The sequence below is a fragment of the Leifsonia sp. GW821-FHT13C09 genome (assembly GCF_058806435.1).
The window spans coordinates 315423-340718 of record NZ_JBXAPS010000004.1; the positions used below are offsets into that span (position 1 = coordinate 315423).

Annotated in this window: 24 protein-coding genes; 13 read left to right on the top strand and 11 right to left on the bottom strand. The window is 70.1% G+C overall.

Annotated elements, in window-relative coordinates:
* Positions 1 to 7 precede the first annotated feature (7 nt).
* The gene (locus AC1ROW_RS15335) at positions 8 to 1903 is read left to right on the top strand and encodes a glycerol-3-phosphate dehydrogenase/oxidase (RefSeq protein WP_493019758.1); all 1896 of its coding nucleotides are present in this window, start codon (positions 8 to 10) and stop codon (positions 1901 to 1903) included.
* A gap of 6 nt (positions 1904 to 1909) precedes the next feature.
* Here the strand turns inward: AC1ROW_RS15335 and AC1ROW_RS15340 are convergent, their stop codons facing one another.
* Both AC1ROW_RS15340 and AC1ROW_RS15345 read right to left on the bottom strand, forming a co-directional pair.
* The gene (locus tag AC1ROW_RS15340) at positions 1910 to 2164 is read right to left on the bottom strand and encodes a type II toxin-antitoxin system RelE family toxin (RefSeq protein ID WP_493019759.1); all 255 of its coding nucleotides are present in this window, start codon (positions 2162 to 2164) and stop codon (positions 1910 to 1912) included.
* Complete coding sequence (locus AC1ROW_RS15345) at positions 2161 to 2421, bottom strand: type II toxin-antitoxin system Phd/YefM family antitoxin (protein ID WP_493019760.1); 261 nt, start codon at positions 2419 to 2421, stop codon at positions 2161 to 2163. The genes AC1ROW_RS15340 and AC1ROW_RS15345 overlap by 4 nt, the downstream gene beginning before the upstream one ends.
* 113 nt (positions 2422 to 2534) lie before the next feature.
* Here AC1ROW_RS15345 and AC1ROW_RS15350 point away from each other — a divergent pair, with 113 nt between their 5' ends.
* The 5 genes from AC1ROW_RS15350 to guaA all read left to right on the top strand — a co-directional run bounded on the left by AC1ROW_RS15350 (position 2535) and on the right by guaA (position 7400).
* Positions 2535 to 3062, top strand: a complete 528-nt coding sequence (locus AC1ROW_RS15350; RefSeq protein ID WP_493019761.1) for a cation:proton antiporter regulatory subunit — start codon at positions 2535 to 2537, stop codon at positions 3060 to 3062.
* A gap of 3 nt (positions 3063 to 3065) precedes the next feature.
* Positions 3066 to 4433, top strand: a complete 1368-nt coding sequence (locus AC1ROW_RS15355) for a cation:proton antiporter (RefSeq protein WP_493019762.1) — start codon at positions 3066 to 3068, stop codon at positions 4431 to 4433.
* Positions 4434 to 4502: 69 nt separating this feature from the next.
* Positions 4503 to 5321, top strand: coding sequence for an SURF1 family cytochrome oxidase biogenesis protein (locus AC1ROW_RS15360; protein ID WP_493019763.1), 819 nt, complete (start codon positions 4503 to 4505; stop codon positions 5319 to 5321).
* 5 nt (positions 5322 to 5326) lie between these two features.
* Positions 5327 to 5776 carry a DUF3817 domain-containing protein gene (locus tag AC1ROW_RS15365; protein WP_493019764.1) on the top strand — a complete coding sequence of 150 codons (450 nt, stop codon included), beginning with the start codon at positions 5327 to 5329 and terminating at the stop codon, positions 5774 to 5776.
* Between the two features lie 10 nt (positions 5777 to 5786).
* Positions 5787 to 7400 carry a glutamine-hydrolyzing GMP synthase gene (guaA, locus tag AC1ROW_RS15370; RefSeq protein WP_493019765.1) on the top strand — a complete coding sequence of 538 codons (1614 nt, stop codon included), beginning with the start codon at positions 5787 to 5789 and terminating at the stop codon, positions 7398 to 7400.
* A 68-nt stretch (positions 7401 to 7468) separates the two neighbouring features.
* Here guaA and AC1ROW_RS15375 read toward each other — a convergent pair whose 3' ends face one another.
* Positions 7469 to 8266 (bottom strand): Bax inhibitor-1/YccA family protein, encoded by a 798-nt coding sequence (locus AC1ROW_RS15375; protein ID WP_493019766.1) that lies wholly within the window; start codon positions 8264 to 8266, stop codon positions 7469 to 7471.
* Positions 8267 to 8292: 26 nt separating this feature from the next.
* The gene (locus AC1ROW_RS15380) at positions 8293 to 8937 is read right to left on the bottom strand and encodes a hypothetical protein (protein ID WP_493019767.1); all 645 of its coding nucleotides are present in this window, start codon (positions 8935 to 8937) and stop codon (positions 8293 to 8295) included.
* A gap of 64 nt (positions 8938 to 9001) precedes the next feature.
* On the opposite strand from AC1ROW_RS15380, the gene AC1ROW_RS15385 reads away from it, so the two are divergent.
* The 3 genes from AC1ROW_RS15385 to AC1ROW_RS15395 all read left to right on the top strand — a co-directional run bounded on the left by AC1ROW_RS15385 (position 9002) and on the right by AC1ROW_RS15395 (position 13722).
* The gene (locus tag AC1ROW_RS15385; RefSeq protein WP_493019768.1) at positions 9002 to 10069 is read left to right on the top strand and encodes a glycerophosphodiester phosphodiesterase family protein; all 1068 of its coding nucleotides are present in this window, start codon (positions 9002 to 9004) and stop codon (positions 10067 to 10069) included.
* 81 nt (positions 10070 to 10150) lie between these two features.
* Positions 10151 to 12685 (top strand): ATP-dependent helicase, encoded by a 2535-nt coding sequence (locus AC1ROW_RS15390; RefSeq protein WP_493019769.1) that lies wholly within the window; start codon positions 10151 to 10153, stop codon positions 12683 to 12685.
* 17 nt (positions 12686 to 12702) lie between these two features.
* Positions 12703 to 13722, top strand: a complete 1020-nt coding sequence (locus tag AC1ROW_RS15395) for an FUSC family protein (RefSeq protein WP_493019770.1) — start codon at positions 12703 to 12705, stop codon at positions 13720 to 13722.
* On the opposite strand, the gene AC1ROW_RS15400 is transcribed toward AC1ROW_RS15395, so the two are convergent.
* Entirely contained in the window at positions 13719 to 14546 is an 828-nt protein-coding gene (locus AC1ROW_RS15400) for an oxygenase MpaB family protein (protein ID WP_493019771.1), read from the bottom strand. The genes AC1ROW_RS15395 and AC1ROW_RS15400 overlap by 4 nt on opposite strands.
* Complete coding sequence (locus tag AC1ROW_RS15405; RefSeq protein WP_493019772.1) at positions 14543 to 16057, bottom strand: hypothetical protein; 1515 nt, start codon at positions 16055 to 16057, stop codon at positions 14543 to 14545. Before AC1ROW_RS15405 ends, AC1ROW_RS15400 begins: the two co-directional genes overlap by 4 nt.
* Positions 16058 to 16291: 234 nt before the next feature.
* Between AC1ROW_RS15405 and sucC the strand changes: the two genes are divergently transcribed.
* The 3 genes from sucC (at position 16292) to AC1ROW_RS15420 (ending at position 19890) form a co-directional block, all read left to right on the top strand.
* Complete coding sequence (sucC, locus tag AC1ROW_RS15410) at positions 16292 to 17455, top strand: ADP-forming succinate--CoA ligase subunit beta (protein ID WP_493019773.1); 1164 nt, start codon at positions 16292 to 16294, stop codon at positions 17453 to 17455.
* A gap of 18 nt (positions 17456 to 17473) precedes the next feature.
* Positions 17474 to 18361: a succinate--CoA ligase subunit alpha gene (sucD, locus tag AC1ROW_RS15415; RefSeq protein WP_179605066.1), complete on the top strand. Its 888-nt coding sequence runs from the start codon at positions 17474 to 17476 to the stop codon at positions 18359 to 18361.
* A 143-nt stretch (positions 18362 to 18504) separates the two neighbouring features.
* Positions 18505 to 19890 carry a hypothetical protein gene (locus AC1ROW_RS15420; RefSeq protein ID WP_493019774.1) on the top strand — a complete coding sequence of 462 codons (1386 nt, stop codon included), beginning with the start codon at positions 18505 to 18507 and terminating at the stop codon, positions 19888 to 19890.
* A gap of 64 nt (positions 19891 to 19954) precedes the next feature.
* Here the strand turns inward: AC1ROW_RS15420 and AC1ROW_RS15425 are convergent, their stop codons facing one another.
* From AC1ROW_RS15425 to AC1ROW_RS15445, 5 genes are all read right to left on the bottom strand, one after another.
* On the bottom strand, positions 19955 to 21028 hold the full coding sequence (locus AC1ROW_RS15425; RefSeq protein WP_493019775.1) for a hypothetical protein: 1074 nt from the start codon (positions 21026 to 21028) through the stop codon (positions 19955 to 19957).
* Positions 21025 to 21666 (bottom strand): ABC transporter ATP-binding protein, encoded by a 642-nt coding sequence (locus tag AC1ROW_RS15430; RefSeq protein ID WP_493019776.1) that lies wholly within the window; start codon positions 21664 to 21666, stop codon positions 21025 to 21027. The genes AC1ROW_RS15425 and AC1ROW_RS15430 overlap by 4 nt, the downstream gene beginning before the upstream one ends.
* Positions 21663 to 22688, bottom strand: coding sequence for a peptidoglycan-binding protein (locus tag AC1ROW_RS15435; RefSeq protein WP_493019777.1), 1026 nt, complete (start codon positions 22686 to 22688; stop codon positions 21663 to 21665). Before AC1ROW_RS15435 ends, AC1ROW_RS15430 begins: the two co-directional genes overlap by 4 nt.
* Positions 22689 to 22773: 85 nt before the next feature.
* Positions 22774 to 23403: a hypothetical protein gene (locus tag AC1ROW_RS15440; RefSeq protein ID WP_493019778.1), complete on the bottom strand. Its 630-nt coding sequence runs from the start codon at positions 23401 to 23403 to the stop codon at positions 22774 to 22776.
* 83 nt (positions 23404 to 23486) lie between these two features.
* Complete coding sequence (locus AC1ROW_RS15445; RefSeq protein ID WP_493019779.1) at positions 23487 to 23798, bottom strand: hypothetical protein; 312 nt, start codon at positions 23796 to 23798, stop codon at positions 23487 to 23489.
* Positions 23799 to 23988: 190 nt separating this feature from the next.
* Here AC1ROW_RS15445 and AC1ROW_RS15450 point away from each other — a divergent pair, with 190 nt between their 5' ends.
* Complete coding sequence (locus tag AC1ROW_RS15450; protein ID WP_493019780.1) at positions 23989 to 25266, top strand: cell division protein PerM; 1278 nt, start codon at positions 23989 to 23991, stop codon at positions 25264 to 25266.
* The last annotated feature ends 30 nt before the right edge of the window (positions 25267 to 25296 follow it).

Sequence of the window (25296 nt, forward strand, 5' to 3'; positions counted from 1 at the left end):
GGAAACGATGGCGACAGCATCTCCGTCCGGCTCCACTGCGGCTTCCGGTAACACGGCGGCTTCCGGTAACACGGCGGTGGCCTACCCCTCACGGCTCGGCCCCGCCGAGCGGGCCGCCGCGATCGAAGCCCTCAAGAGCACCGAGCTCGACATCCTCGTCGTCGGCGGCGGCATCGTGGGCGTCGGCAGCGCGGTGGACGCGGTCACCCGCGGCCTGAGCGTCGGCCTGGTGGAGGCCCGCGACTTCGCGTCCGGCACGTCCAGCCGATCGTCCAAGCTCGTCCACGGCGGCATCCGCTACCTGGAGCAGCTCGACTTCGGGCTCGTCCGGGAGGCGCTCATCGAGCGCGGCCTGCTGCTGCAGCGCATCGCCCCGCACCTGGTCAAGCCGGTCCGGTTCCTCTACCCGCTGCACAAGCACGTGTGGGAGCGCTTCTACATCGGCGCCGGCATGATGCTGTACGACATCTTCTCCTACAGCGGCCTCCGCCCGCCGGGGGTGCCGCACCACCGCCACCTCAGCAAGCGGCAGGTGCTGAAGGCGATCCCCAGCATGTCCCCGAGCGCGCTGGTCGGCGGGATCACGTACTACGACGCCCAGGTGGACGACGCGCGCTACACCGCGACGCTCGCCCGCACCGCCGCCCACTACGGCGCGCACATGGCGCCGCGCGTCCGCGTGGAAGGCTTCCTCAAGGTCGGCGAGCGCGTCGTCGGCGTGCAGGCGGTCGACCAGGAGACGGGCGAGCGGTTCGAGATCCGCGCCAAGCAGGTCGTCAATGCGACCGGCGTGTGGACGGACGACACCCAGGCGATGGTGGGGGAGCGGGGCCAGTTCAAGGTCCGCGCGTCCAAGGGAATCCATTTGGTCGTCCCGCGCGACAGGTTCCAGTCGAAGATGGGCCTCATCCTCCGCACCGAGAAGAGCGTCCTCTTCGTGATCCCGTGGGGCCGGCACTGGCTGATCGGCACGACCGACACCGACTGGCACCTCGACAAAGCGCACCCGGCGGCGACGGCGGCCGACATCGACTACCTGCTCGCGCACGTCAACGAGGTGCTCAACGTCCCGCTCACCCGGGAGGACGTGGAAGGCGTCTACGCGGGTCTGCGCCCGCTGCTGGCGGGCGAGTCGGAGGAGACCTCGAAGCTGTCCCGCGAGCACCTCGTCGCGCACTCGGTGCCGGGCCTGGTCGTGATCGCCGGCGGCAAGTGGACGACGTACCGGGTGATGGCGAAGGATGCGATCGACGCGGCGGTGGACGCGCTCGACGGCAAGATCCCGGCCAGCACGACGATGGAGATCCCGCTCGTCGGCGCGGAGGGCTACCAGGCCGCGTGGAACCGGCGCGGCCGCATCGCGAGCGAGTCGGGCCTCCACCCGGCGCGCGTGGAGCACCTGCTCAACCGCTACGGGACCATGACCGAGGACATCCTCGCCCTGATCCGCGCGGATGAGACGCTGGCCCGGCCGTTGCCCGGCGCGGACGACTACATCGGCGCGGAGGTCGTCTACGCGGCCAGCCACGAGGGCGCCCTGCACCTGGAGGACGTCCTCGCCCGCCGCACCCGCATCTCGATCGAGGCCTGGGACCGCGGCGTCTCGGCAGCGCCCGTGGCCGCGTCGCTGATGGCGGGAGTCCTGGGCTGGGACACCGCCCGCGAGGAGCGCGAGGTGCAGACCTACCTCAAGCGGGTCGCGGCCGAGCGCGCCAGCCAGCAGCAGCCGGACGACGAGTCCGCCGACCGCGTGCGACTGGAGGCCCCGGACATCGTGGACGTGGACGCCGCCGCCGCGAAGGCGGGCGCGGTCACGCGCACGGCGAAGGCGGCGTCGGCGAAGACTCCGGCGGCGAAGGCGGCCGCGGGGAAGTCGGCGGACGCGTCGCCGAAGGAGGGGTGAGCCGCCTCAGCGGTAGCTCTCGCGGCGGTGACCCGCATCGACGACCACGACGGTCAGCACGTGGTCCTCGATGCGATAGAGCACGCGGTAGTCGCCCGTGCGCACCCGCCATTCCACGCGGCCGGTCAGCTTCTTGGCTGCGGGAGGTCGCGGGTCGTCCCCGAGCAGTTCGATGACGGCTTGGACCCGTCGCTTGCCCTCGGGAGGAAGCTTCTTGATCGAACGGATCGCTGCGGGCAGGAGCCGAACGTCGTAGGTCACGAAAGGCCGAGTTCGCGCTTGACGTCCTCCCACGGGATGGGGGTCTCGCGCAGCCGTTCGGTCTCCTCCCACGCGGTGTCGACCGCGCGGATGTCGGCGAGCTCTTCCGCGTCCTCCAAGAGGCGCTTGAGCTGGTCGGCGTCCACGATCGCCGCGACGGCGCGTTCGCGGCGCGTCAGGTAGACCGGCTCGGTGTGCGACTCGTCGATCAACGACGAGAGCCGTGCCCGGGCCTCGGAAATGGCGATCTGGCTCATACGCCGACGATAGCACCATTTTGTACATTTTGCTGCAATACGTGTAGTTTGTACGATCGCCCGCCTCCTCCGGTAAACTGGACACCAGTGCCCGCGACGGATGGAGACGGAAAATGGTTGACGTTCGACGGGTCAAACTGCCCGGCGTCGGGGTGTTGCACACGTTCGTCACAGACGACGGGGGCAAGGTCGGCGTCATCGCGCACCGCTCGGGGCACAGCGACCTGATCACGTTCTCGGATCACGAGGACGGCGCCGACGTGACCAAGGTCTCCCTGCGGCTCAACGAGGATGAGGCGCACACCCTCGCCGAACTCCTCGGCGGCACCCAGATCACCGAGTCGCTCACCGCGCTCGACCAGATCCCCGGGCTCAGCATCGACTGGTTCACCGTCGACTACGAGGACTACATCGCCGGGCAGCAGCTCGGCGCCCCCGGCGACCGCGGCTTCGTCGGGCTCACCGTCGTCGCCGTCGTCCGCGGGGACTCCGCCAATCCGGCGCCCGCCCCCGACTTCAAGGTCTTCCCCGGCGACACCCTCGTCGTCGCGGGCACCCCCGAGAAGGTCGCCAAGGCCTTCGCGTTCTTCCGCACCGGTCAGACCGCGCGGGCCACTTCCGACGCTCCGCCGGGAGGCTGATCCATGCATCTCGGAGAAGACCTCGTCATCCTCGGCATCCTGCTGCTCGTCGCGTACGTGCTCGGACGCCTCGGCAAGCTGGTGGGGCTCCCCGCGATCCCCATCTACATGCTCGTCGGCCTGCTGGCGAGCCCGCACACCGGCTGGTTCCCGCTCGACTTCGAGAGCAACTACATCGAGCTCATCGCGATCTTCGGGCTCATCCTGCTGCTGTTCAACCTGGGCCTGGAGTTCGACCAGGACGAGTTCTTCGGCAACTTCGGCAAGCTGGTCGTCTCCGGCGGCTCCTACATCCTGATCAACATGGGCGTCGGCCTCGCGTTCGGCTTCTGGGTCGGCTGGGGCACGAGGGAGGCGCTCATCATCGCCGGGATGACGGCGACGTCGTCGTCCGCGATCGTGACCAAGCTGCTGATCGAGCTGCGCCGCCTCCCCAACACCGAGACGCCGATGATCCTCGGCGTGACGGTCGTAGAGGACATCTTCATCGCGATCTACCTCGCGATCGTCTCCGTCGTCCTCAGCGGGGAGACCGACTTCTGGCCGGTGGTCGGCAAGCTGACGGTGGCGTTCCTGTTCCTGGTCGCGATGTTCACCCTGGCCCGGTTCGGCGGGAGGTACGTCTCCCGGCTGTTCCGGACGAAGGACGACGAGCTCTTCACCATCCTGTTCTTCGGGCTGGCGGTGCTGTTCGCCGGAATCGGCGAGATCCTCGGCGTGACCGACGCGATCGGCGCGTTCCTGATCGGGCTCGTGCTGGGCGCGACCAAGTACCGCAACAAGATCGAGCACATCGCCCTCCCGTTGCGCGACGTGTTCGCGGCGTTCTTCTTCCTCAACTTCGGGCTCGCGCTCGACCCGGCGAAGTTCCCGGCGGTGCTCGGGCCGGTGCTCATCGCGGTCGCGATGACGATCGTGCTGAACATCCTGGCCGGGCAGTTCGTCGCCTGGCTGAACGGCTTCGGTGCGCAGGCCGGGATCAACACCGCCGTCATCCTGCAGAACCGCGGGGAGTTCGCGCTCATCCTGGCGACGCTGTCGCTCAGCGCCGGACTCGATCCCCGCATCGCGCCGTTCGCCGGCCTCTACGTGCTCATCATGTCCGTGCTCGGGCCGATCCTCGCAGCGAACTCCGAGAAGATCGGTGGGATGATTCTCCGGTCCGGATCGTCCAAGCGGCGCGACCGGCGGAAGAAGCGCGATCCCATGTTCGACGAGGAGATCGCACTCGTCGAGGCGGCCACCGAGGACCTCGACTCCGACACGCGCCGTGACGACGCGCGTGCGCACGACTCGCGGCAGGCTGTGGACCGGATCGTCGAGCAGGCCATGCAGCAGCAGGACACGACCGTCGAACGAAAGCGGGACTGACCCATCGACACCACCCCCGGCAGTCCGTCCGGCGCGCAGGCGCCCCAGGGCGGCTCCACCATGCTGCAGATGATGCTGCGTCCCCGCTGGATCGGGGCGCTGGTGTTCGCCCTCGCGCTCGCCGCGGGGTTCGCCGGCCTCGGGCAGTGGCAGCTCGAGCGCGCGATCGAGTCCGGCAAGGCGGTCGTGGCCCCGACCGAGACGGTGCTCCCGCTCGCGCGGGTCGCGAAGCCGAACGGGCCGATGACCGACAAGTCGGTCGGCCAGCTCGTGGAGTTCACCGGCACGTTCGTCGCAGGCGACGACCAGCTCCTCTACGACCGGATCAACCTCGGCAGGACCGGCTGGTGGGTCGTCTCCCACGTCGACGTGGACGCCGGCGACGGCCACCGCATCGCGCTCGCCGTGGCCCGCGGCTGGGCGCCCGACGAGGCGACCGCCAAGTCGGTCATGGCCCGGCTCGCCGAGCAGCCCGAGGATCCGCAGAAGATCGTCGGCCGCATCCTCCCCGACGAGCAGCCGCAGGTCCCGGACGACAAGAAGAACCCCACCGCGATGAAGAGCCTCGGCGTCGGCCAGCTCTACAACCTGTGGACCGGGGTGGACGGCATGGACGTCTACAACGCGTACGTGGTCGACCGGACCCCGCCCGCCGGGCTGGACAGGATCGACTCGCCGCCGCCCATCCAGCAGACCGAGCTCAACTGGCTCAACCTGTTCTATGCGGCCGAGTGGATCATCTTCGCCGGGTTCGCGATCTTCCTCTGGTACCGGCTCGTCCGCGACGCCAAGCAGCGGGAGGACGAGGAGCGCGAGCTGGCGGCCGAGGCGGCCGCAGACGGTGGCGCAGGCGACGGCGCGAGGGCACACGCCGGGAACGTAGAATAGACTCCATGCCCCTCGCTCCCAAGCTCGAAGACTTCCCGAAGGTCCGCGGGGCGCTGAAGTTCTACCAGGTGTTCGCCTACGTCACCGGAATCATGCTCCTGCTGCTCTGCGTGGAGATGATCGTGAAGTACGGCCTCGGCTACCAGCTCTTCGCCTTCAGCAACTACGGCGCCCTCACGCTCGTGCCCGTCAAGACCGCCGTCGCCCCGACCGGCGTGGACCTGAGCACGGGCATCCTCATCGCCCACGGCTGGCTGTACGTCGTGTACCTGTTCTCGGACTTCCGGCTCTGGAGCCTGATGCGCTGGCCGTTCTCGAAGTTCATCACCATCGCCCTCGGCGGTGTCATCCCCTTCCTGTCCTTCTTCGTGGAGGCCAGGATCAGCAAGCAGGTCAAGAGCTATCTGGCCGGCCGCGAGGCCGAGGCAGCGACGTACGTGGAGGCCGCAAATTAGCACCGACGCAGTGTTCTCGGACATCCTCGGGGGAGCCGACTCGGCCGCGCCCGCCGGGCCGGTCCTGGTGGTCGACTTCGGCGCCCAGTACGCGCAGCTGATCGCGCGCCGCGTGCGCGAGGCGAACGTCTACTCCGAGATCGTGCCGCACACCGTGACGGCGTCGGAGGTCGCGGCCAAGCGTCCGGCCGGCATCGTCCTCTCCGGCGGCCCCTCCAGCGTGTACGAGGAGGGCGCCCCGCACCTCGACGAGGCGATCTTCGAGCTCGGCGTCCCCGTCCTGGGCATCTGCTACGGCTTCCAGGTGATGGCCACCGCCCTCGGCGGCGAGGTCGCGCGGACCGGCCGCCGCGAGTACGGCTCCACCGCTGTGCGCGTCACCGGCGCCGCCGCAGACGGCTCGGGCAGCCTTCTCGACGGCCAGCCCGCCGAGCAGACCGCATGGATGAGCCACGGCGACTCGGTCTCCCGGGCGCCCGAGGGCTTCGAGGTGCTCGCCTCCACCGAGGACACCCCGGTCGCCGCGTTCGCGAACGAGGAGCGCCGGCTGTACGGCGTGCAGTGGCACCCCGAGGTCAAGCACTCGCAGTACGGCCAGGCCGTGCTGGAGAACTTCCTGCACCGCGCCGCGGGCATCCCGGCCGACTGGAACAGCGGCAACGTCATCGCCGACCAGGTCGCCGCGATCCGCGCCCAGGTGGGGAGCGGGCGCGTGCTCTGCGCGCTGTCCGGCGGCGTCGACTCCGCGGTCGCCGCCGCGCTCGTGCACAAGGCGGTCGGCGACCAGCTCGTCTGCGTGTTCGTGGACCACGGCCTGCTCCGCAAGGATGAGGCGCGCCAGGTGGAGGAGGACTACGTCGCCGCGACGGGCGTGCGGCTCGTCACCGTGAACGCGCAGGAGCAGTTCCTGTCCGCACTCGCGGGCGTCTCCGACCCGGAGACCAAGCGCAAGATCATCGGCCGCGAGTTCATCCGCGTGTTCGAGAAGGCCCAGGCCGACCTGATCGCCGAGGCCGAGCACGACGGCGACCCGATCCGCTTCCTGGTGCAGGGCACGCTCTACCCCGACGTGGTGGAGTCGGGCGGCGGCACCGGCACGGCCAACATCAAGAGCCACCACAACGTCGGCGGCCTCCCGGAGGACCTCCAGTTCGAGCTCGTCGAGCCGCTGCGCACCCTGTTCAAGGACGAGGTGCGCGCGATCGGCCGCGAGCTGGGCCTGCCGGAGGTCATCGTGGGCCGCCAGCCGTTCCCCGGCCCCGGCCTCGGCATCCGCATCGTCGGCGAGGTGACGCAGGAGCGTCTCGACCTGCTCCGCGACGCCGACGCGATCGTGCGCGCCGAGCTGACCGCCGCGGGCCTCGACGCCGAGATCTGGCAGTGCCCGGTCGTGCTGCTGGCGGACGTCCGCTCGGTCGGTGTGATGGGCGACGGCCGCACCTACGGTCACCCGATCGTGCTGCGCCCGGTCTCCAGCGAGGACGCCATGACGGCCGACTGGACGCGCCTGCCGTACGACCTGCTGGCCACCATCTCCAACCGGATCACCAACGAGGTCGACGGGGTCAACCGAGTGGTGCTCGACGTCACGTCGAAGCCGCCGGGGACCATTGAATGGGAGTGAGTCTCCCTGAGACGTGAGAAGGGCCGGGATGCTGCTACAGCATCCCGGCCCTTCTGCGTGTGCCGCGGCTAGTTACGGGAGATTGCGAGCAGTCGCAGGATCTCGAGGTACAGCCAGATCACGGTGACCATGATCCCGAACGCGCCGGACCAGCCGTAGACGCGCGGGGCGCGGTTCTTCACGCCGCGCTGGATGAAGTCGAAGTCGAGCACGAGCGAGTAGGCGCCCATGATGACGACGACCACACCGATCAGCACGCCGAGCGGGATTCCGAACAGCTTGACATCGCTGCTCAGGCCGAACATGCCGTGGGTCACGCCGGTCCACATCAGGACGACGTTGACGAGCGAGTAGACCAGGTAGCCGACCATCGCGATCAGGAAGACCTTGGTCGCCTTGGCCGACGCGCGGATCTTGCCCGAGGCGAAGAGAGCGAGCGTCACGCCGACGACCGCGAGCGTGCCGATGACCGCCTGAATGACGATGCCCGGGTACAGCGACTCGAACACGGCGGAGATACCGCCGACGAAGATTCCCTGCGCGCCGGCGTAGCTCAGGATGAGCGCGGGCGACGGCTTCTTCTTGAAGATGTTGACCAGCGCGAGGACGAAGCCCACGATCGCCGCGGGCAGCACGAGCGCCGGGACCATCCAGCCCACGACCGCTCCCGCGACCAGGAGGGCGAACGAGATCGCGCTCTTGTTGATGGTGTCCTCGATCGTCATGCGATCGGTGTCCGCGGAGGTCGCGGACGGCGCCTGGTACATCTGCTCGAGGTTCTCGGCGCTGACCGTGGTGGCCGTCGCGGCCTGCCCGTTGTTCTGGAAGGCCGGATTCGTGGAGAATGCCGGGTTGGTGAGTGCCATGGGTTCCTCGCTCTGTCGGGGACCGCTTACGGTCTCGGTCCGTCAAATCTATCGGGTCGAATTCTGAGAGTTCTGACAGCTTGCCATGAATCGACTGCGATGGCGCCGGCGCGGGCCAGCCACGCCGAGCCCACCACGACGACGCTCATGACCAGGATGGTGATCCAGCCCTGCCCGTACGTGGTCACGAACGACGGGAGGATCAGGCTGGCGGCGATCGGCAGCACGAGGACGGCGAACGACGGGAGCGGCCGAAGCCGCACCAGCAGCCACGCCGCCAGCATGACGGCGTAGCACCAGGCGAAGCCGGAGCCGCCGAGCATGAGCCAGGTGAAGCCGAGCACAGGGACGACGACGGCGACCCTCCGGCCGATGGTCGAAGGCATGACCGCCCACCCGGCGGGCTGCAGGAGCGAGCCGACCAGGAGGAACGGCAGGCTGTATGCGGTGGTGACCAGGACGCACGCCGTGCCGACCACGATCATCGCGAGCCCGGCGATCCAGCGGGAGCGGTACGTGCCCCAGCGCAGGTCGAGCGAGCGCGTCGGCTCGCGCCAGGCGCGGGTCGGCACAGGCGCCTCGGCGTGGAACGCGGAGGGCGCCTGCGCTGCCGCCTCGGGCGGCGCTGCAGCTTCCGGCATCGGGGCCGGGAGACCATCGGGGTCGGGCACACTCCGATTGTTTCACCCGGGAGTGCGCACCGGAACGGGTCAGACGCCCGGCTAGTATCGCCACATGCGTGCCCGCTCGCGACCGTCCGTCATCGGTCACCGCGGCGCGCCCGGCTACCGTCCCGAGCACACCCGCGCGGCCTACGAGCTGGCGTTCGCGCTCGGCGCCGACTCGGTGGAGCCCGACGTCGTCGCGACGAAGGACGGCGTCCTGGTCGTGCGGCACGAGAACGAGATCTCCGGCACGACGAACGTGGCCGAGCATCCCGAGTTCGCCGCCCGGCGCACGACCAAGGAGGTCGACGGGATGCCGCTGACCGGGTGGTTCACCGAGGACTTCACGTGGGCCGAGCTGGCGACGCTGCGTGCCAGGGAGCGGGTGCCGCGCCTGCGCCAGGCGAGCGCGACGTTCGACGACCGCTACCCGATCCTCCGGCTCTCGGACGTGCTGGAGGTCGTGGACGCGGCCTCGGACTCCGCGGGCCGGGCGCTCGGCCTGGTCGCCGAGCTGAAGCACGCCACCTACTTCGAGGCGGCGGGCCTGCCTCTGCACGAGCTGTTCCTGGGCGAACTCGCCGCGGCGGGCTGGTCCGACCATCCCGGGCTGGTCGCGGAGAGCTTCGAGAAGACGGTGCTCGGCCGCCTGCATGACGGCGGCTTCCGCGGACGCCGCGTCTACCTCCTCGAGTCGGAGGGCGCTCCCGCCGACCGTGTCGCGTCGCTGGGAGCGGCGGCGCCCGGCTACGCCTCCGACCTGACGCTGCGCGGGCTGTACGCCCTGGGCTCGGCGGCCGCTCCCGCCGAGCGGGTCGACGGGATCAGCGTGGATGTCACGCAGATCCTGCACTCGGGCTCGGTGGCGGTGGGCCTGTTCGGCGAGGACGAGGGCGGCGTCGACATCGGCGCCGTCACCTCCGACCTGGTCGACCTGGCGCACTCCGCCGGGCTGTTCGTCTACTGCTGGACGCTCCGGCCGGAGAACGGCATGCTGCCTGCCGACTTCCGCCGGGCCGGCCGGGACGACGAGTGGGGCGACTGGCGGCGGCTGTACGCGATCCTGCTGCACTCCGGCGTCGACGGGGTGTTCGCCGACCATCCGGACCTCGCGGTGGCCGTGCGCGACGGGCGCTGAGCGGGGCGGCCTCCCGGCGAACGCGCGCGGTCCCGGCTCCCGGCCGCGATGACGGTGGCGGCGGCTAAAATGGCTGGAGACATGACGAGCCTCCCCGACGCCCCCTCCTCCTCTTCCACGGTGCCCTCCTCCGTGCCGATCATCCTCGACGGCTGGGAGGGCGACGTGCGCCCCGGCGACGGCGCCGCGCGTGGCGGCTCCAGCGGCGGGAACGGCGACGCCGGCGGCCGGCGCGGGCCCGACGAGCGCCTGTTCGCCGGCCTCAACCCGCAGCAGCGCGAGGCCGCCGAGTACCGTGGCGCCGCCCTGCTCATCGTCGCCGGCGCCGGCTCGGGCAAGACCAGCGTGCTGACCCGCCGCATCGCCGGGCTCATCGAGAGCCGGGAGGCCTGGCCGAGCGAGATCCTCGCGATCACGTTCACCAACAAGGCGGCGAACGAGATGCGCGAGCGCGTCGAGCAGCTCCTCGGCGGCCGGGCGCAGGGCATGTGGATCTCGACGTTCCACTCGGCGTGCGTCCGCATCCTGCGCCGGGAGGCCGAGACGATCGGCAAGACGCAGAGCTTCACCATCTACGACTCCGGCGACACCCGGGCGCTGCTCAAGCGCATCATCAAGGAGCTGGACGCCGACACGCTCGGCTTCACCGTGGCGGGGACCGCCGGCCGTATCTCCAAGCTCAAGAACGAGCTGACCGACATCGAGACCTTCGCGCGCTCGGCCAACCTGAGCGACCCGCAGGAGGTGATGTTCCTCGAGATCTTCCGGCAGTACACCCGGGCGCTCCGCCGGGCCAACGCCTTCGACTTCGACGACCTCATCGCCGAGACGGTGTTCCTGTTCCGCGCCTTCCCGAAGGTCGCCGCGCTGTATCAGACGCGGTTCCGGCACATCCTGGTCGACGAGTACCAGGACACGAACCACGCGCAGTACTCGCTCATCCGCGAACTGACGATGCCGGTCGCGCCGGACGTCGCCGAGGAGATGGAGCAGCACGGCCGCAACGTCAGCAAGCTGCGCGATGTGGTCGGCGCGATCCCCGGGGCCTCGCTGACCGTGGTGGGCGACTCGGACCAGTCCATCTACGCGTTCCGCGGCGCGGACATCCGCAACATCGTGGAGTTCGAGCGTGACTTCCCCGGCGCCAAGGTCGTGCTGCTGGAGCAGAACTACCGGTCGACGCAGAACATCCTGAGCGCGGCCAACGCCGTCATCTCCAACAACTTCGACCGCAAGGACAAGAAGCTGTGGACGGCGGTCGGCGACGGCGACAAGATCGTCGGCTACACCGGCTACTCCGGTCACGACGAGGCGCAGTTCGTGGCCGACGAGATCGAGAAGCTGCACGCCGCCGGCATGGACTACAAGGACATGGCGGTCTTCTATCGCACCAACGCGCAGACCCGTGCGCTGGAGGAGATCTTCATCCGCTCGGCGCTGCCGTACAAGGTCATGGGCGGCACCAAGTTCTACGAGCGCGCCGAGATCAAGGACGCGATGGCGTATCTGATCACGGTCGCCAACCCGGACGACACCCTCGCGCTCCGCCGCATCCTGAACACTCCGAAGCGCGGCATCGGCCCGGCGACGGAGACGCAGCTCGCGAGCTACGCGGAAGACAACGGCTTCACGTTCCGCGACGCCATGCGCGACGCCGGCTCGCTGGGCCTCGGCCCCAAGGTGACCGGCGCGATCCTGCAGCTCTCCGGGCTGCTGGACGAGGCGGCGGCGAAGATCGACCCGGCCAACCCGGCAGGCGTCGCGCCGGTCGCGGACGTGCTCACGTTCTTGCTCGACGGCAGCGGCTACCTCGACGTGCTGCGCAACAGCCGCGACCCGCAGGACGAGGCGCGCGCCGAGAACGTGGACGAGCTCGTCGCGGTGACGAAGGAGTTCGCGCGCAACAACCCGGACGGCACTCTGGTCGACTTCCTCACGGAGGTGTCGCTCGTCGCCGCGGCGGACGAGATCGACGACTCCAGCGGCTCGGTGTCCCTGATGACCCTGCACACGGCCAAGGGGCTGGAGTACGACGCGGTGTTCCTGACCGGCATCGAGGAGGACCTCCTCCCGCACCGGATGTCGGCCAACGAGCCGGGCGGCCCGGCGGAGGAACGGCGGCTGTTCTACGTGGGGATCACGCGTGCCAAGAAGCGTCTGTTCCTGTCGCTGGCCATGACGCGCGCGCAGTTCGGCGAGACCGCGGTCGCGATGCCGAGCCGGTACCTGCAGGAGATCCCGGCCGATCTGATCGACTGGCGCCAGTCGCCTGGCGCGGCCAACGGACGTGGCGGCTCGCAGTCGCGCGCCCTGAACGCCCGCCGGCCCGGCCTCGGCGGCGGCACGGCCGGGCGCTGGAATGAGAGCTACCCGGTCGGCGGCAGCGCCCCGGCCGAGCGCCCCAAGGCGGAGTGGCCGAACCGGGTGACCGGCAAGGTCCGCGACAACGGCGACCTGGAGCTCGCGCCGGGCGACCGCATCCGCCACTCCGACTTCGGCGACGGCCGGGTGACCAACGTCACCGGCGAGGGCGCCAAGCGCGTCGCGCACGTCCAGTTCGAGAAGGTGGGCGCGAAGAAGCTCCTCATCAAGATCGCACCGATCGACAAGCTGTGAGGCGCCACCTCGCCTTGATGAGCGTCGAGGTCGGCTTCCGGGCAGCTGCTGCGGTCGCGGTGCCGCTGCTGGTGCTGTTCGCCGTCGGTCGTCTCGACCTCGCCGCGTACGCGACGTTCGGCGCATTCACCGCGTTGTACGGCCGCAACGAGCCGTACCGGCTGCGCCTGCGCAGCGTCTCGGTGGCGGCGGTCGCGTTGCTGACGTGCATCGCGCTCGGCGTCCTGGTCGCGGTGCTCGGCGAGCCGCTGTTGCTGGTGACGGTCCTGTTGGTCGCCGTGGTCGTGGTCGGGACGTTCTTGGTGTCGGCCTTCCAGCTCTTGCCGGCGCAGTCGCTGTTCTTCGTGTTCGCGCTGCTGGTGTGCGCGGCGATCCCGACACCCGCAGCGGAGGCCTGGGGCCGGATCGGCCTCGCCGCCGCCGCCGCCGCGCTCTCGTGGTTGCTGACGATGTCGGGCTGGCTGATGCGCCGTGCGGCGGGCGACCGGGCCGCTCGGACGGGCGCCGTGCTGCTGAAGAAGCTGCACCGTCGCCCGGGCGTCGACCGGAGCGTCGTCAGCGACCCCCGGGTCTGGCTGACCGCGGCGCAGAACGCCGTGGGCGCCCTCCTCGCGGGCGGCCTCGCTCTCACCTTCGGGCTGGGCCACGCCTACTGGGCGGTGGTGAGCGTGGTCGCCGTCATCCCTCCCGCGCGCGCCGCGCACTCGATCTCGCGCTCGGTGCACCGGATCTTCGGCACCATCGGGGGCGTCGCCGTGACAGCGCTGGTGCTGGTGTGGTCGCCGCCGGCGCTGGTCGTGATCGCGGTGATCATCGTGTGCCAGTTCTTCGCGGAGATGCTGGTCGGCCGCCACTACGGCACAGCCCTGCTCTTCATCACCCCCATGGCGCTCGCGGTGTCGCACCTGGCCTCCCCGTCGCCGCTCGGCACGCTGCTCGTCGACCGTGTGCTCGAGACCGTGCTCGGCGCGGCGATCGGGATCGGACTGGTGCTGCTGGCGCGGTGGATCGAGCGGTCGCGCGGGCTGGCCGCCTAGCCCCCTCCCTCCGCGATCGACCGTCGCAGCCTGCGCAGGTACAGGTCGCGCGGCTGGTGGCGGAGCCGCTGCGGGATCCGCGGGTAGACCGCCGCCGCAACCCGCATCCGGCGTTCGAAGCCCCGTTCGATCGACGGGCTCCACGGCAGACGGAACTGGTCCCGCACGTCGCGCGGCAGCAGCCCTGCGGTGACGATCCGCGCGTCGGGGAGCGTCGCCCGCAGCCACAGCGGCACACCTCGAGGGTGCAGAATCTGCTCGGCGACCGCGCGCGTGGCCTCTGTCACGCGCAGCCTGCCGACCATGTCGTCCCAGTAGTCCCGGAAGTCCGGCACCGTGGCCGGCCACTCCTCCGGACGGACCTGAAGCCCGACTCCCGAACGGGTCGCTTCGCGATACAGCTGCTCCCGTGCGGCGGCGCTCTGCGGCCCGAGGACGCGCTCGGCGAGGTCCGTCATGGTCGCGTAGAGGGTCGCCGCCACCCAGAGCTGCAGCTCGTGATCGAACGCGCTGTACGCCGGCTCGGTGCCGGTCGCCGCGCCGCGCACCGGCGCATGCGCGCGATTGACCCGCCGGCGGACCACCTCGAACTCCGGGGGCGTCGCGAAGGTCGCGGCGTAGACGAACGTCATCGTGTCGTGGAACCGGTCCACCATCCGGCGCGCGAAATCGCTGTGCTCCACGACGCCGCGCCCCACCGCCGGGTGCGCGATCTGCAGCAGCAGGGCCCGGCCGCCACCGGCGAGGCAGAGTGCCTCGCCGGTGAGCTGCCGGAACGTGAGCTCCCGTGAACCCCGGGGCGCACGCACAGTGGGGGCGGTCATGACTCCATCCTGCAACGGGAGCCTCCCGTCCCGCGACGCAGTCGCCGGGCGCGCGCGGCGATCAGCGTCGCGACGCCGGCCACCCCGAGGCTCACGCCCGCCGGCCACGCCTCCGCCGCCCAGGAGCCGCCGGTGTCCGCCAGCACGGTCGGCGCCATCGCAGCGGGCGCGGGCTCCTCCGGCCCAGGCTCCTTCGGCCCACGCACCACAGGAGCCGAGGCCAGCGTGATCTCCGTGGCGACGCCGAACGCCGACACCCAGGGCCGCATCCGCTCGCCGCCGCCACCCGCGCGCACCCGCGCGGGATCGATCCGCTCGGCCCAGACGTAGTGCCCCGCGGCGGGGATGGCGCACTCCGGGGTGTCGTACTCGCCCGTGCTGTCCACCGTCGTCTCCACCGTGCAGACCTCCGGCGCCCCGTCGGGAACGTCGGGCGTCTCGGTCAGGGGAGCGTCGAACGGGCCGTACAGCGTGCTCTCCACCACGGCCTCCACCGGCTCGAAGCCGTCGTCGACCGTGCGCACGCCCCAGGACGGCAGGAGACCGTCCGCGGTGTCGACGGAGACCGTGATCCGGTCGTGGATCAGCGCGCCGGGCACGGCCTCCGGAGCGCTGGTCACGGTCGAGACCACCGGCTGGAAGGGCAGCGGAGACGGACCTGTCGCCGACGCCGACGCGCGGGCCTCCGCGTTCGCGGGCACGGCGACGAGAACGGCCTGCGCGTCCTGGTGCGGGGCGGCGACGAGCAGCCGATCGCCGTAGGGCAGCGCCTCCAGGGAGGCCGCGGCGCTCACCGTCACGCTCGCAGCGTCGCCGGACGGGACGACGGCCACGTCCGTCCCCGTGGGAACCTCGGCGTCGCCGCTCCCGTCCGCGAAGGTGGCGCCGTCCAGCGACACCCGTGCCCGGTGCTCGCCCGGAGCGAGGAGCTCCGTCCCTGAGGGCCGGACGACGGCGAGCTCGACGCGCACCCGGCCGGGCCCGCTCTCGGCCAGCTCGAGCACGGCGTCCGCCCGCACCGCGGACGAGCCGAGGCGCGCGGCCTCGCCCACCATCTCGTGCGCCCGGGCGAGCACCCGGCCGGCGTCCGCCCCGGCGCGGGCGGCGAGCTCCTCCGGCGTGTGACCGCCGAGGCCCGCGACCAGCCACGTCGCGATCTGACCGGCGGCGGCGGTGAGCCGGTCGTCGGTGCCGGCCCAGGTGCGGGAGATGTACGCCAGCGAGGCCGACTGCTCCGGTGTGTACCAGCCCAGTGCCGCGGCGTCCGTGTAGTCGTAGCCGTGGCCGGTGGGGCTCGGCTTGCCGGCGTTCAGGCAGAAGCCCTGGGCTCCGTCGTCGAGGCGGTAGGTGCCGAGCCACCAGCCGTCGTGGGAGAGGTAGCCGGGGCCGTGGCCGGCGCCGGACAGCGCCCGCGCGTCGGGGGACGCGGCCAGCGCGTGCAGCATGCCGAGGAAGACGGCGAGGCCGGCGAGGACGAGTACGGTCACGAGGTTCGAGATGCGATGTGTCATGCCCTCAACGCTCGCCGCGACGGACCGCCCGCGAGCGGCTCCGCGCGAATCCGTGGAGAGGTTGTCCGGCCCGTCGCACTGTGGAGGACAAACGGATTCGGGCTGTTCAGTCGGACGCGCTAAAGTTCTCACTGGCGAATTTATCTCGGCGTCGAGCTATTCTCCCGCCGGACCGCCCAGGAGATAACCGCCGGAGCGCCACGAGCGCGCCGGACATCAGCGGATTGGATAACCGTGGATCTATTCGAGTACCAGGCCAGAGACCTGTTTGAGAAGTACGGCGTCCCGGTCCTTCCGGGCATCGTCGCGGACACTCCGGAGGAGGTCCGTGCGGCCGCGGAGAAGCTGGGCGGCGTCACCGTCGTCAAGGCACAGGTCAAGGTCGGAGGCCGCGGCAAGGCGGGCGGCGTGAAGGTCGCCAAGACGCCGGACGACGCCGAAGAGGCCGCCAAGGCCATCCTGGGCCTGGACATCAAGGGCCACGTGGTCCGCCGGGTCATGGTCGCCGGGGGCGCCCGCATCGCCCGCGAGTTCTACTTCTCGGTGCTCCTCGACCGGGCCAACCGCTCCTACCTGTCGCTGACCAGCGTCGAGGGCGGCATGGAGATCGAGCAGCTCGCGGTCGAGAAGCCCGAGGCGCTCGCCCGCATCGAGGTCGACCCGCGTGGCGGCCTGGACACCGCGAAGGCCACCGAGATCGCGAAGGCCGCCGGGTTCCCGGACGACCTGGTCGCCAAGGTCGCCGAGGTCTTCGTCAAGCTCTACGACGTGTACACGGGTGAGGACGCGACGCTGGTCGAGGTCAACCCGCTCGTCCTCACCGAGGAGGGCGAGATCATCGCCCTCGACGGCAAGGTCACGCTCGACGAGAACGCCGACTTCCGTCACCCCGACCACGAGGCGCTGGAGGACGTGGAGGCCGCCGACCCGCTCGAGGCCAAGGCCAAGAAGGCCGGCCTCAACTACGTCAAGCTCGACGGTCAGGTCGGCATCATCGGCAACGGCGCCGGCCTGGTCATGTCGACGCTCGACGTGGTCGCCTACGCGGGCGAGAAGCACAAGGGCGTCAAGCCGGCCAACTTCCTCGACATCGGCGGCGGCGCGTCCGCCGAGGTCATGGCGGCCGGGCTCGACGTCATCCTCAACGACCCGCAGGTCGAGAGCGTCTTCGTCAACGTCTTCGGCGGCATCACCGCCTGCGACGCGGTCGCGAACGGCATCGTCACGGCGCTGCAGATCCTCGGCGACGAGGCCAACAAGCCCCTGGTCGTGCGTCTCGACGGCAACAAGGTCGAAGAGGGCCGCCGCATCCTCACCGAGGCGAACCACCCGCTGGTCACCCTCGCACTCACCATGGACGAAGGCGCCGACAAGGCCGCCGAGCTGGCCGCGAAGTAAGCAAGGACGAATCAGAGAATGTCTATCTTCCTCAACAAGGACTCCAAGGTCATCGTCCAGGGCATCACCGGCGGCGAGGGCACCAAGCACACCGCCCTCATGCTGAAGGCCGGCACCCAGGTCGTCGGCGGCGTCAACGCCCGCAAGGCCGGCACCACCGTGACGCACGGCGACGTCGAGCTCCCCGTCTTCGGCACCGTCGTGGAGGCCATCGAGAAGACCGGCGCGGACGTGTCGATCATCTTCGTGCCGCCGGCGTTCGCCAAGGACGCGATGGTGGAGGCCATCGACGCCGAGATCCCGCTGCTCGTCGTCATCACCGAGGGCATCCCGGTGCAGGACTCCGCCGAGGCCTGGGCCTACGCCAAGGAGAAAGGCAACAAGACCCGGATCATCGGCCCGAACTGCCCCGGCATCATCACCCCGGGCGAGTCGCTCGTCGGCATCACCCCGGCGACGATCACCGGCAAGGGCCCGATCGGCCTGGTCTCCAAGTCCGGCACGCTCACCTACCAGATGATGTACGAGCTGCGCGACCTGGGCTTCTCGACCGCCATCGGCATCGGCGGCGACCCGATCATCGGCACCACCCACATCGACGCGCTCGCCGCGTTCGAGGCCGACCCGGAGACCAAGGCGATCGTCATGATCGGCGAGATCGGCGGCGACGCCGAGGAGCGCGCGGCCGACTTCATCAAGGCCAACGTGACCAAGCCGGTCGTGGGCTACGTCGCCGGCTTCACCGCGCCCGAGGGCAAGACGATGGGCCACGCCGGTGCGATCGTCTCCGGCTCGGCCGGCACGGCGCAGGCGAAAAAGGAGGCGTTGGAGGCCGCGGGCGTGAAGGTCGGCAAGACCCCGTCCGAGACCGCGGCGCTGCTGCGCGAGGTCTACGCGGCGCTGTAAGGCACCGCTCCAATCCGCCGATCGGGGCCGGACTCCTCCACGGGGTCCGGCCCCGATCCGTCTCTCCACAGCCGGGATCGGGGCCTGCCCGCGGCCGGTGCGGCGGCGCTACAGTGTGCCCAACCGTCCGGGAGGGGGAGGCGATGCCACGTCTGACGAACGCCGAGCTCGAGGGTCGTATCGCGGCGCTCGAAGCCGAGAACGCCGCGCTCCGGAACCGGCTCGACGAGAACGCGACCGAGCCGTTGCCGGACCTCGCAGCCGTGCAACAGCCGAAGCACAAGCGCGGCTGGGGGTGGACCCTGCTCGCCGTCGTGCTGATCGTGATCGGCGCGATCCTCGCGCCCGTGGCAGTGGTGGCCTCGTGGGCGAAGGTGCAGCTCACCGACACGGACGCCTTCGTCGCCACGTACGCGCCGCTCGCGCACGACCCGGGCGTCCAGGCCTACGTCACCGATGAGACGGTCAAGGTCATCCAGCAGCACGTCGACATCCCGCAGCTCACCTCGCAGGTGATCGACGGGATCACGGGCCTCGGCACGGGACCGGTCGCGACGAAGGCGCTCGACGCGCTCAAGGCGCCGCTGGCGCAGGGCATCGTGTCGCTCATCCAGACGACCGTCGGCCGGTTCGTGGCCTCGGACGCCTTCGCGCAGGTCTGGCAGGACGCCCTGCGGGTCAGCCACACCCAGCTGGTCGCGACGATGCAGGGCAATCCGCAGGCGGCGATCGCGATCGGCAAGGACGGGTCGGTCGGTGTCCAACTGGGGCCGATCATCGACAAGGTGAAGCAGGTCCTTGTGGACCAGGGCATCAGCTTCGCCTCGCGCATCCCGACCGTCGACAAGACGATCACCGTCGCGCAGAACTCCTCCATCCCCACCCTCCAGGTCTTCTACAACCTCGCGCTCGTGGCGGGAGCCTGGCTGCCCTGGGTCTCGATCGGCCTGCTCGCGCTCGGCGTGATCGTCGCGCGCCGCCGCGCCCTGGCCCTGATCGGAGCCGCGTCGGCGCTGGCGATCGCGATGATCGTCGTGATCTCCGCCATAGCGATCGGCCAGATCGTGTTCGTCGCCTCGGCCTCCCCGAAGCTGGTGCCGGCGGGTGTCGCGACGACGCTCTACACGACGGTCTCGACGGCGATGAAGGACACCGGTGTCGCCGTGCTCGTGCTGGCGATCGTCGTCGCCCTGGTCGGCTGGTATTCGGGGCCCTTCGGGGTGCCGCGCAAGCTGCGCGGATTCTTCGGCTCGGGGGTGACCTGGGTGCGGGAGGCCGCCGAGCGTCACGGCATCACCACCGGGCGGGTGGGGGAGTGGCTGTACGCCCAGCGGGTGCTGCTGCGGGCCGCGATCGCGGTCATCGCCGCGGCGGTCGTCCTGTTCGTGCGGCCGCTCACGCCGTCGCTCATCATCTGGACGCTGGTGATCGCGGCGGTCGTCATCGCCATCCTGGAGCTCGTCCAGCGGCCGGCCGTCACGGTCCCGGAGGAGGCTGACCAGGACACCGAGGTGATGACCGTCTCCTGAGCCGGCGAATTGTCTGCCGCGCCCTCGGAACGGGCCAGAGTACGGAGACGCCAAAGTCCTATGGTCAACGCGCTTTGAACAGGACGAACAGATCACTTTCCCGAACCGTGGATGCCGCCGTTGCGACACCAAGCGCGAACATCGTCACTGTGATGACGGCTGGGAGTGCCGACACAGGAAGCAGCGTACGCATAGCAATATGCAGCAGGGGCGCGAGGAAGGAGGAGGTGAGGGCTGCCAACGCCGCTGCGGGGAGACCGACGAGCGTGGCCTCGCCCAGCATTGTCCCCATCACGAAAGAGCGACTGGCGCCGGCATGAAGCGAGCCGGCCAGCTCCAGACGGCGGCTGCGAGAGTACACGATGCCAAGTAAGAGTGCGCCAGCGGCAGCGAGGGCCGGTGTGTACCGTGTCGCGCGCCCTGCGAAGGTCTCCGCGCCCGTGAACCGTTGCCCGGCCACCGGATTCAGCGCGTCGAGCGAGGTGTCCTTCGGCGACGCATCGGGTGACAGCGTCGTCAGCAGGAGCGGGTCGCGATCGCGGGTGGCCGGCCAGGTGTCGGCCCAGCATTCTGATGCGCGCCCCGCGGGCGGAACGATCGAGACGAGGGCGGACGAGAGTCGAGCCTCTCCGCCCTCCCGCGGGCCCGGGGCGAACGTCCCGAGGACGGTCACGTCACCCTCTTGCGTCATGAGGACCGTGCCGCGGTCCGCTCCGAGCTCAGCCGCGAAAGTCGTAGCGAGGTACACCCCTCCCTGTCCGCTGCCGACGATTCCCAGGCGGCTTGCAAGCCCAGGGCTGATTTCGTATACCGGGAGTGTGCTGGAACCGGCTGCCACCAATGAGGTCGACTCTCCCTGTGCGAGCGATCCGGACGCTGCGAACCCGGCCGTTGCCGGGAGTCTCTCGCAGAGGTCGCGCTCGACGCCCGCAGGCGAGGAGAGAACCCGCGTCGCGCCGCCTGCTGCTCGGAAGATCTCGGCCTGGCGCTCCAGCCCGGCGATCGTAACCGCGTCGAGCAGTGAACTCGCGACGATCAACGACGCGAGCACAGCTCCATGAATGAACGAGCGCAGGGGACTGGTCGCGACGTTTCGTCGGCTCTCACCGGCCAGCGACTGGAATCGGGTGAGCGTCACGGAAGCGGGCCGTCCGACGCGCGTGTCTGGTCGAGCCTCAGCCGATGGCTGCACGCGGCGACAGTGTCCGGGTCGTGGGAGGCGACTACGACGATTGCGCCGATGCGGGCGAGTGAACGGAGGACACCGTTCACCGTCGACGCATTGGCGCGGTCCAGCTGTGCGGTTGGCTCATCGACCAGCAGGAGGTCGGGTTCGGCGGCGATCGCCCTGCACAGCATGAGCCGCTGCGCTTCCCCGCCCGAGAGTTGAGAGAAGACGCGGCCGGCGAGAGCGCGGAGTCCGAGCTCGTCGAGGATGCGCTCCGCACGCCCGACGGCCTCTGTGCGAGCGGCACCGCGCGCGATGAGCGGGTACACCACGTGATCGAGCGCGGTTCGGTGCGCTTGACCGTGCGGGTTCTGGAATACCCAGCCGACCCGGTCGATGCCGATGCGGTCTATCCTCCCGGACGTCGGCGCCTCCCAGCCGGCGAGAAGCGAGAGGAACGTCGACTTGCCCGACCCGGACGGCCCGGTCACAGCCCAGACATCACCCGCCGACATCGTCGAGGTGAGGCCTCGGAAGAGCGGTGCGCCACGGGTGAAAGCGTGTCCGACGTCGTCGACCTCCAATCGCGCTCCGCTGCCCGTGCTCACCCGCAGCCCTTTGCCGTCACCGCGGACCCGATGCGGATGCGATCGGGCATGCCGTGGTCGAAGGTGACATAGGAAGTGCCGAGCCGGCTCGCCGCGATCCGCACCGTCGTCGTCTCCCCGGTTTCGAGCTGTACGCACCGGGCGTCCGCCGCGCCGATGACGGCGCCGGGCGGCACGGAGACGACCCGCAGCGGGGCGACCAGCCGAGTCGAAACAGTTAACGTGGAGTCCTTGGGCTTCGCGGCGTTCGCCAGGTATTCGGGTGACGCGGCAACCCCCTCAAGGATGCTACGGTCCTCGATCACTCCGCTTTCGGGCATCGCGAACTCGTGTGAGCCGAGCCGGACCGTGCGCTCGCCCGGCACAGGCGCGGTGGTCGCCCCTGCGACAAGGGCGAGCGAGCGCAGCGTTCCGGGCACCTCTGCGAAGGGACCGCCGGCGTCGTAGTGCTCGCCGACGGCGACCTCGCAGGACGACACCGCTACCGAGGGCGCGGGGAGCCACGCGATCGAAGAGATCCGGAGCGAGCCGTCGGCTGGTGCCATCCCCGTGCGGCGCTGGACGTCCTTCAGAGCGTCCCGGACGGCGGCGCTGTATGGGCCTCCGGCGTCCACGTCGAACCCAAGCCCGCGGAGCGCGTGTCGCAGCGCGGTGACGTCGGTGCCTTCATCGCCGGGTACGAGGTCGCGGAAGAGCGGGATGCTGCTGGCGAGCACCACGACGGGCATTGCATCGACGTGCGCGATCACGTCCCCGCTTCGGATCGTCCCGCCGGAGACGCACTCAGACCCTGTCACCATCCCATTTGTGTTCAGCGTGATAGGGGCGGCGCGCTCGACGGTGGCGGTCAGGCCCATAGAACGCTCGTCCCGGAACTCGATCTCCTTGAGGCCGAGCGTGTGTGGCACGGCCGGCGGCTGGAGGCCGTCAGGTGCGGAAGGAGCGAAAGCGAGCACGAGGACGACGCCGCAGGCCAGCCCGATGATTGATGCGGCGATGGGAAGTAGAAGTCGACGGATCACTCGAAAAACCCGATCGACGCACGCGCGCGGTCGTCGCGGAAGGATGGATGCGCGGCGATCCTTTTTTGAATGAGACAGGTGGTCGTCATTCCGCGAACCCGATCACGATGTGCGCTGTGAACAGGCACACCTGCACCCTCTCGTCTTTGACGTCGAAGGGGAGGCTGCCGTAGTCAGCGTGGCCTGGTCCGAACGCCGACTCGAAGTCGTCGCGACTGAACGAAGAAGGTGCGAGCTTCTCGCGTTTCAGGCAGGCTGTGCCGACGGCGGCGGTGTCGCGGAGCAGACCGGGATTGCCTTTTTGCACCACGTAGAGCTCGTCAATGAGGAAGATCGTCGAACGTGCGCACATGTAATCCAACTCGACGAGATGCTCGACCGAGAATTCGTCGTCCGGCTTCGGCGGAGTCGCGTGGATGACTCCGTTCGGGAACCGGAGTTCTTCGGTTTCGACCCCGTGCTGGGCCATGCATTCGCGATAGCGGTCGTGCGCTTCCTCGTAGTCGCTCGGTGAAATCGTTCCGCGGTCCAACGCGCGCTCGAGCACCTGGGTCTCGAAGTCTGTCACTTCGCCGGCGAGTTTCTCCTTGATGAGAGCGGTGAACGAATCCGCCAGTTTGCCCTCGTCTGCATGCGGCGAGGCGCAGCCGCCTATGAGGGCAGTGAGCGTGACTGTTGCGATCGCAGAGGCGATCCGCGTCAGAGAAGGTGTCATGTGTGCTTTCGGAGTGGAGCCGTGAAAAAGAGACGGAGGCGGGTTCGCGCAAGCGCGGCATCCGCCTCCGTCTCGCGTGGACCTCAGCTCGAAACGATCAGCTTGCCGTCGCGGAAGAGCTGGGCCTTGTGGGTCATGTTGAACCCGTTGACTACCGCGAGCGTGGAACTCGACGAGCGCGCGCCCCATTTGTAGTCGTTGCCGAGCACGGCATAAGCCTGCATCATCCCGTCGTTCGCTGTGTTGGACGTCGCCCCTGCGTACGCCTCAACCCATGACGACGACACGTAGTGCCAGATCGCCGCGTTCGCCGGCACTGACGTGCCGACGACGAGACCGACCGACGCGGCGGCAGCGATTGCGCCCGCGGCGAGGCGGGAACGGACAGTTGTCACTCTGGTGTGCTTTCTCATGGCCACAGCCAACCAGACCTGGCATTGAAATTCAAGAGGTGTAGACGCAAGATGTTTTCCTCCCATCGTGATGGACTCGTTGTCTTCGTTCGTTGCGAATGATGACCGTCTCCTGAGCCGGCGAAGTGTCTGCCGGGCGGGCGGCCGCTCGGCGGGTAGGCTCCATCCGGTCATGAATCGCACAACCGTCGCCCTGCTCGCCGCACTCGAGGCGGTCATCGTCGCGGCGATCGGTCTCGCGGTCTGCCTGGTCCCGCTCACCCTCCTGTGGGCGGTGCAGTACCACCTCGCCGGTGACTTCGCGGTGGTATGGCGGGCGACGGCGGACATCTGGCTGATCGGGCACGGCGTGGACCTCACAGTGTCGCTGGATCCGCAGCTCGTCGCGTCCCTGGGGCTCCCGGCCGCCGCGGCGCCCTTCACGGTGACGATCCCGCTCCTCGGGTTCGCCGCCCTCACGGCCGGCCTCGGAGTGCGCACCGGGCTGCGCGCGGCCGAGACCCCGTACCGCTCGACCGGGGCGGTCTCCGCGCTCGCCGCGTTCTTCGCGGTCTCCGTCGTTGTGACGGCGACGGGCGGCAGCGCCATCGTGCAGCCGTCGCTGTGGCGCGGCTTCGTGCTCCCGGCCTTCGTCTACGCGCTCGGCATCGGGATCGGTTTCGTCTTCGCGGCGCTCCGCGGCCTGCGGGAGTCGTCCGGCGACCACGGCGGCGAGCGGACGGCCGACGGCGGAGCGGCTCCGGCGACGGGCCGGGGCGCCCCCGCGCCGGTCAGCGTCGCCGTCCGCTCCCGGGTCGCCGCGGTCCCCGCGCCGGTGCGCAAGGCTGTCCTTGGCGCCCTGCGCGCCGGGAGCGCAGCCACGGCCATCGTCATCGGCCTGTCCGCGCTGCTCCTGGCGCTGCTCATCTTCGGCAACTACGGCGCGATCATCAGCCTGTACGAACAGCTCCAGACCGGGGTGGTCGGCGGCATCGCCCTCACCGTCGCCCAGCTCGCCTTCCTCCCGAACCTGGTGATCTGGCTGATGTCGTGGCTGGTCGGTCCCGGGTTCGCCATCGGGACGGGCTCCACGGTCAGCCCGATCGGGACCGCCCTCGGCCCGCTCCCCGGAGTCCCGCTCTTCGGCGTCATCCCGGCGCACGGCTACACCTTCGGCCTGGCGGGTGTGATCGTGCCCCTGCTCGCCGGCTTCCTCGCCGCGGCCCTGCTGCGCAGCACGAGGAAGGCGGAGACCGACGGAGCGCTCGCGCTCGTCCTCACCGCGCTCGGCATCGGCGTCGTCGCGGGCATCGAGCTCGGCCTCCTCGCGTGGTGGTCGTCCGGCGCGCTCGGCCCCGGCCGCCTGCACGACGTCGGCCCGAACCCGTGGCTGGTCGGCGCGCTCGCGGCGGGGGAGGTGGCGGTCGCCGCCGTCATCGGGCTGGTGGCGGGAGGCCGCGCCCGGCGCTGAGCCGGGGGCCCGCTCCACGCTGGTCGGAGC

Coding starts and splice junctions, on each gene's coding strand:
- AC1ROW_RS15335 (WP_493019758.1), top strand. CDS start 8: ATGGCGACAGCATCTCCGTCCGGCTCCACTGCGGCTTCCGGTAACACG.
- AC1ROW_RS15345 (WP_493019760.1), bottom strand. CDS start 2,421: ATGAGCCAGATCGCCATTTCCGAGGCCCGGGCACGGCTCTCGTCGTTG.
- AC1ROW_RS15350 (WP_493019761.1), top strand. CDS start 2,535: ATGGTTGACGTTCGACGGGTCAAACTGCCCGGCGTCGGGGTGTTGCAC.
- AC1ROW_RS15355 (WP_493019762.1), top strand. CDS start 3,066: ATGCATCTCGGAGAAGACCTCGTCATCCTCGGCATCCTGCTGCTCGTC.
- AC1ROW_RS15360 (WP_493019763.1), top strand. CDS start 4,503: ATGATGCTGCGTCCCCGCTGGATCGGGGCGCTGGTGTTCGCCCTCGCG.
- AC1ROW_RS15365 (WP_493019764.1), top strand. CDS start 5,327: ATGCCCCTCGCTCCCAAGCTCGAAGACTTCCCGAAGGTCCGCGGGGCG.
- AC1ROW_RS15375 (WP_493019766.1), bottom strand. CDS start 8,266: ATGGCACTCACCAACCCGGCATTCTCCACGAATCCGGCCTTCCAGAAC.
- AC1ROW_RS15385 (WP_493019768.1), top strand. CDS start 9,002: ATGCGTGCCCGCTCGCGACCGTCCGTCATCGGTCACCGCGGCGCGCCC.
- AC1ROW_RS15390 (WP_493019769.1), top strand. CDS start 10,151: ATGACGAGCCTCCCCGACGCCCCCTCCTCCTCTTCCACGGTGCCCTCC.
- AC1ROW_RS15395 (WP_493019770.1), top strand. CDS start 12,703: ATGAGCGTCGAGGTCGGCTTCCGGGCAGCTGCTGCGGTCGCGGTGCCG.
- AC1ROW_RS15400 (WP_493019771.1), bottom strand. CDS start 14,546: ATGACCGCCCCCACTGTGCGTGCGCCCCGGGGTTCACGGGAGCTCACG.
- AC1ROW_RS15405 (WP_493019772.1), bottom strand. CDS start 16,057: ATGACACATCGCATCTCGAACCTCGTGACCGTACTCGTCCTCGCCGGC.
- sucD (WP_179605066.1), top strand. CDS start 17,474: ATGTCTATCTTCCTCAACAAGGACTCCAAGGTCATCGTCCAGGGCATC.
- AC1ROW_RS15420 (WP_493019774.1), top strand. CDS start 18,505: ATGCCACGTCTGACGAACGCCGAGCTCGAGGGTCGTATCGCGGCGCTC.
- AC1ROW_RS15440 (WP_493019778.1), bottom strand. CDS start 23,403: ATGACACCTTCTCTGACGCGGATCGCCTCTGCGATCGCAACAGTCACG.
- AC1ROW_RS15450 (WP_493019780.1), top strand. CDS start 23,989: ATGAATCGCACAACCGTCGCCCTGCTCGCCGCACTCGAGGCGGTCATC.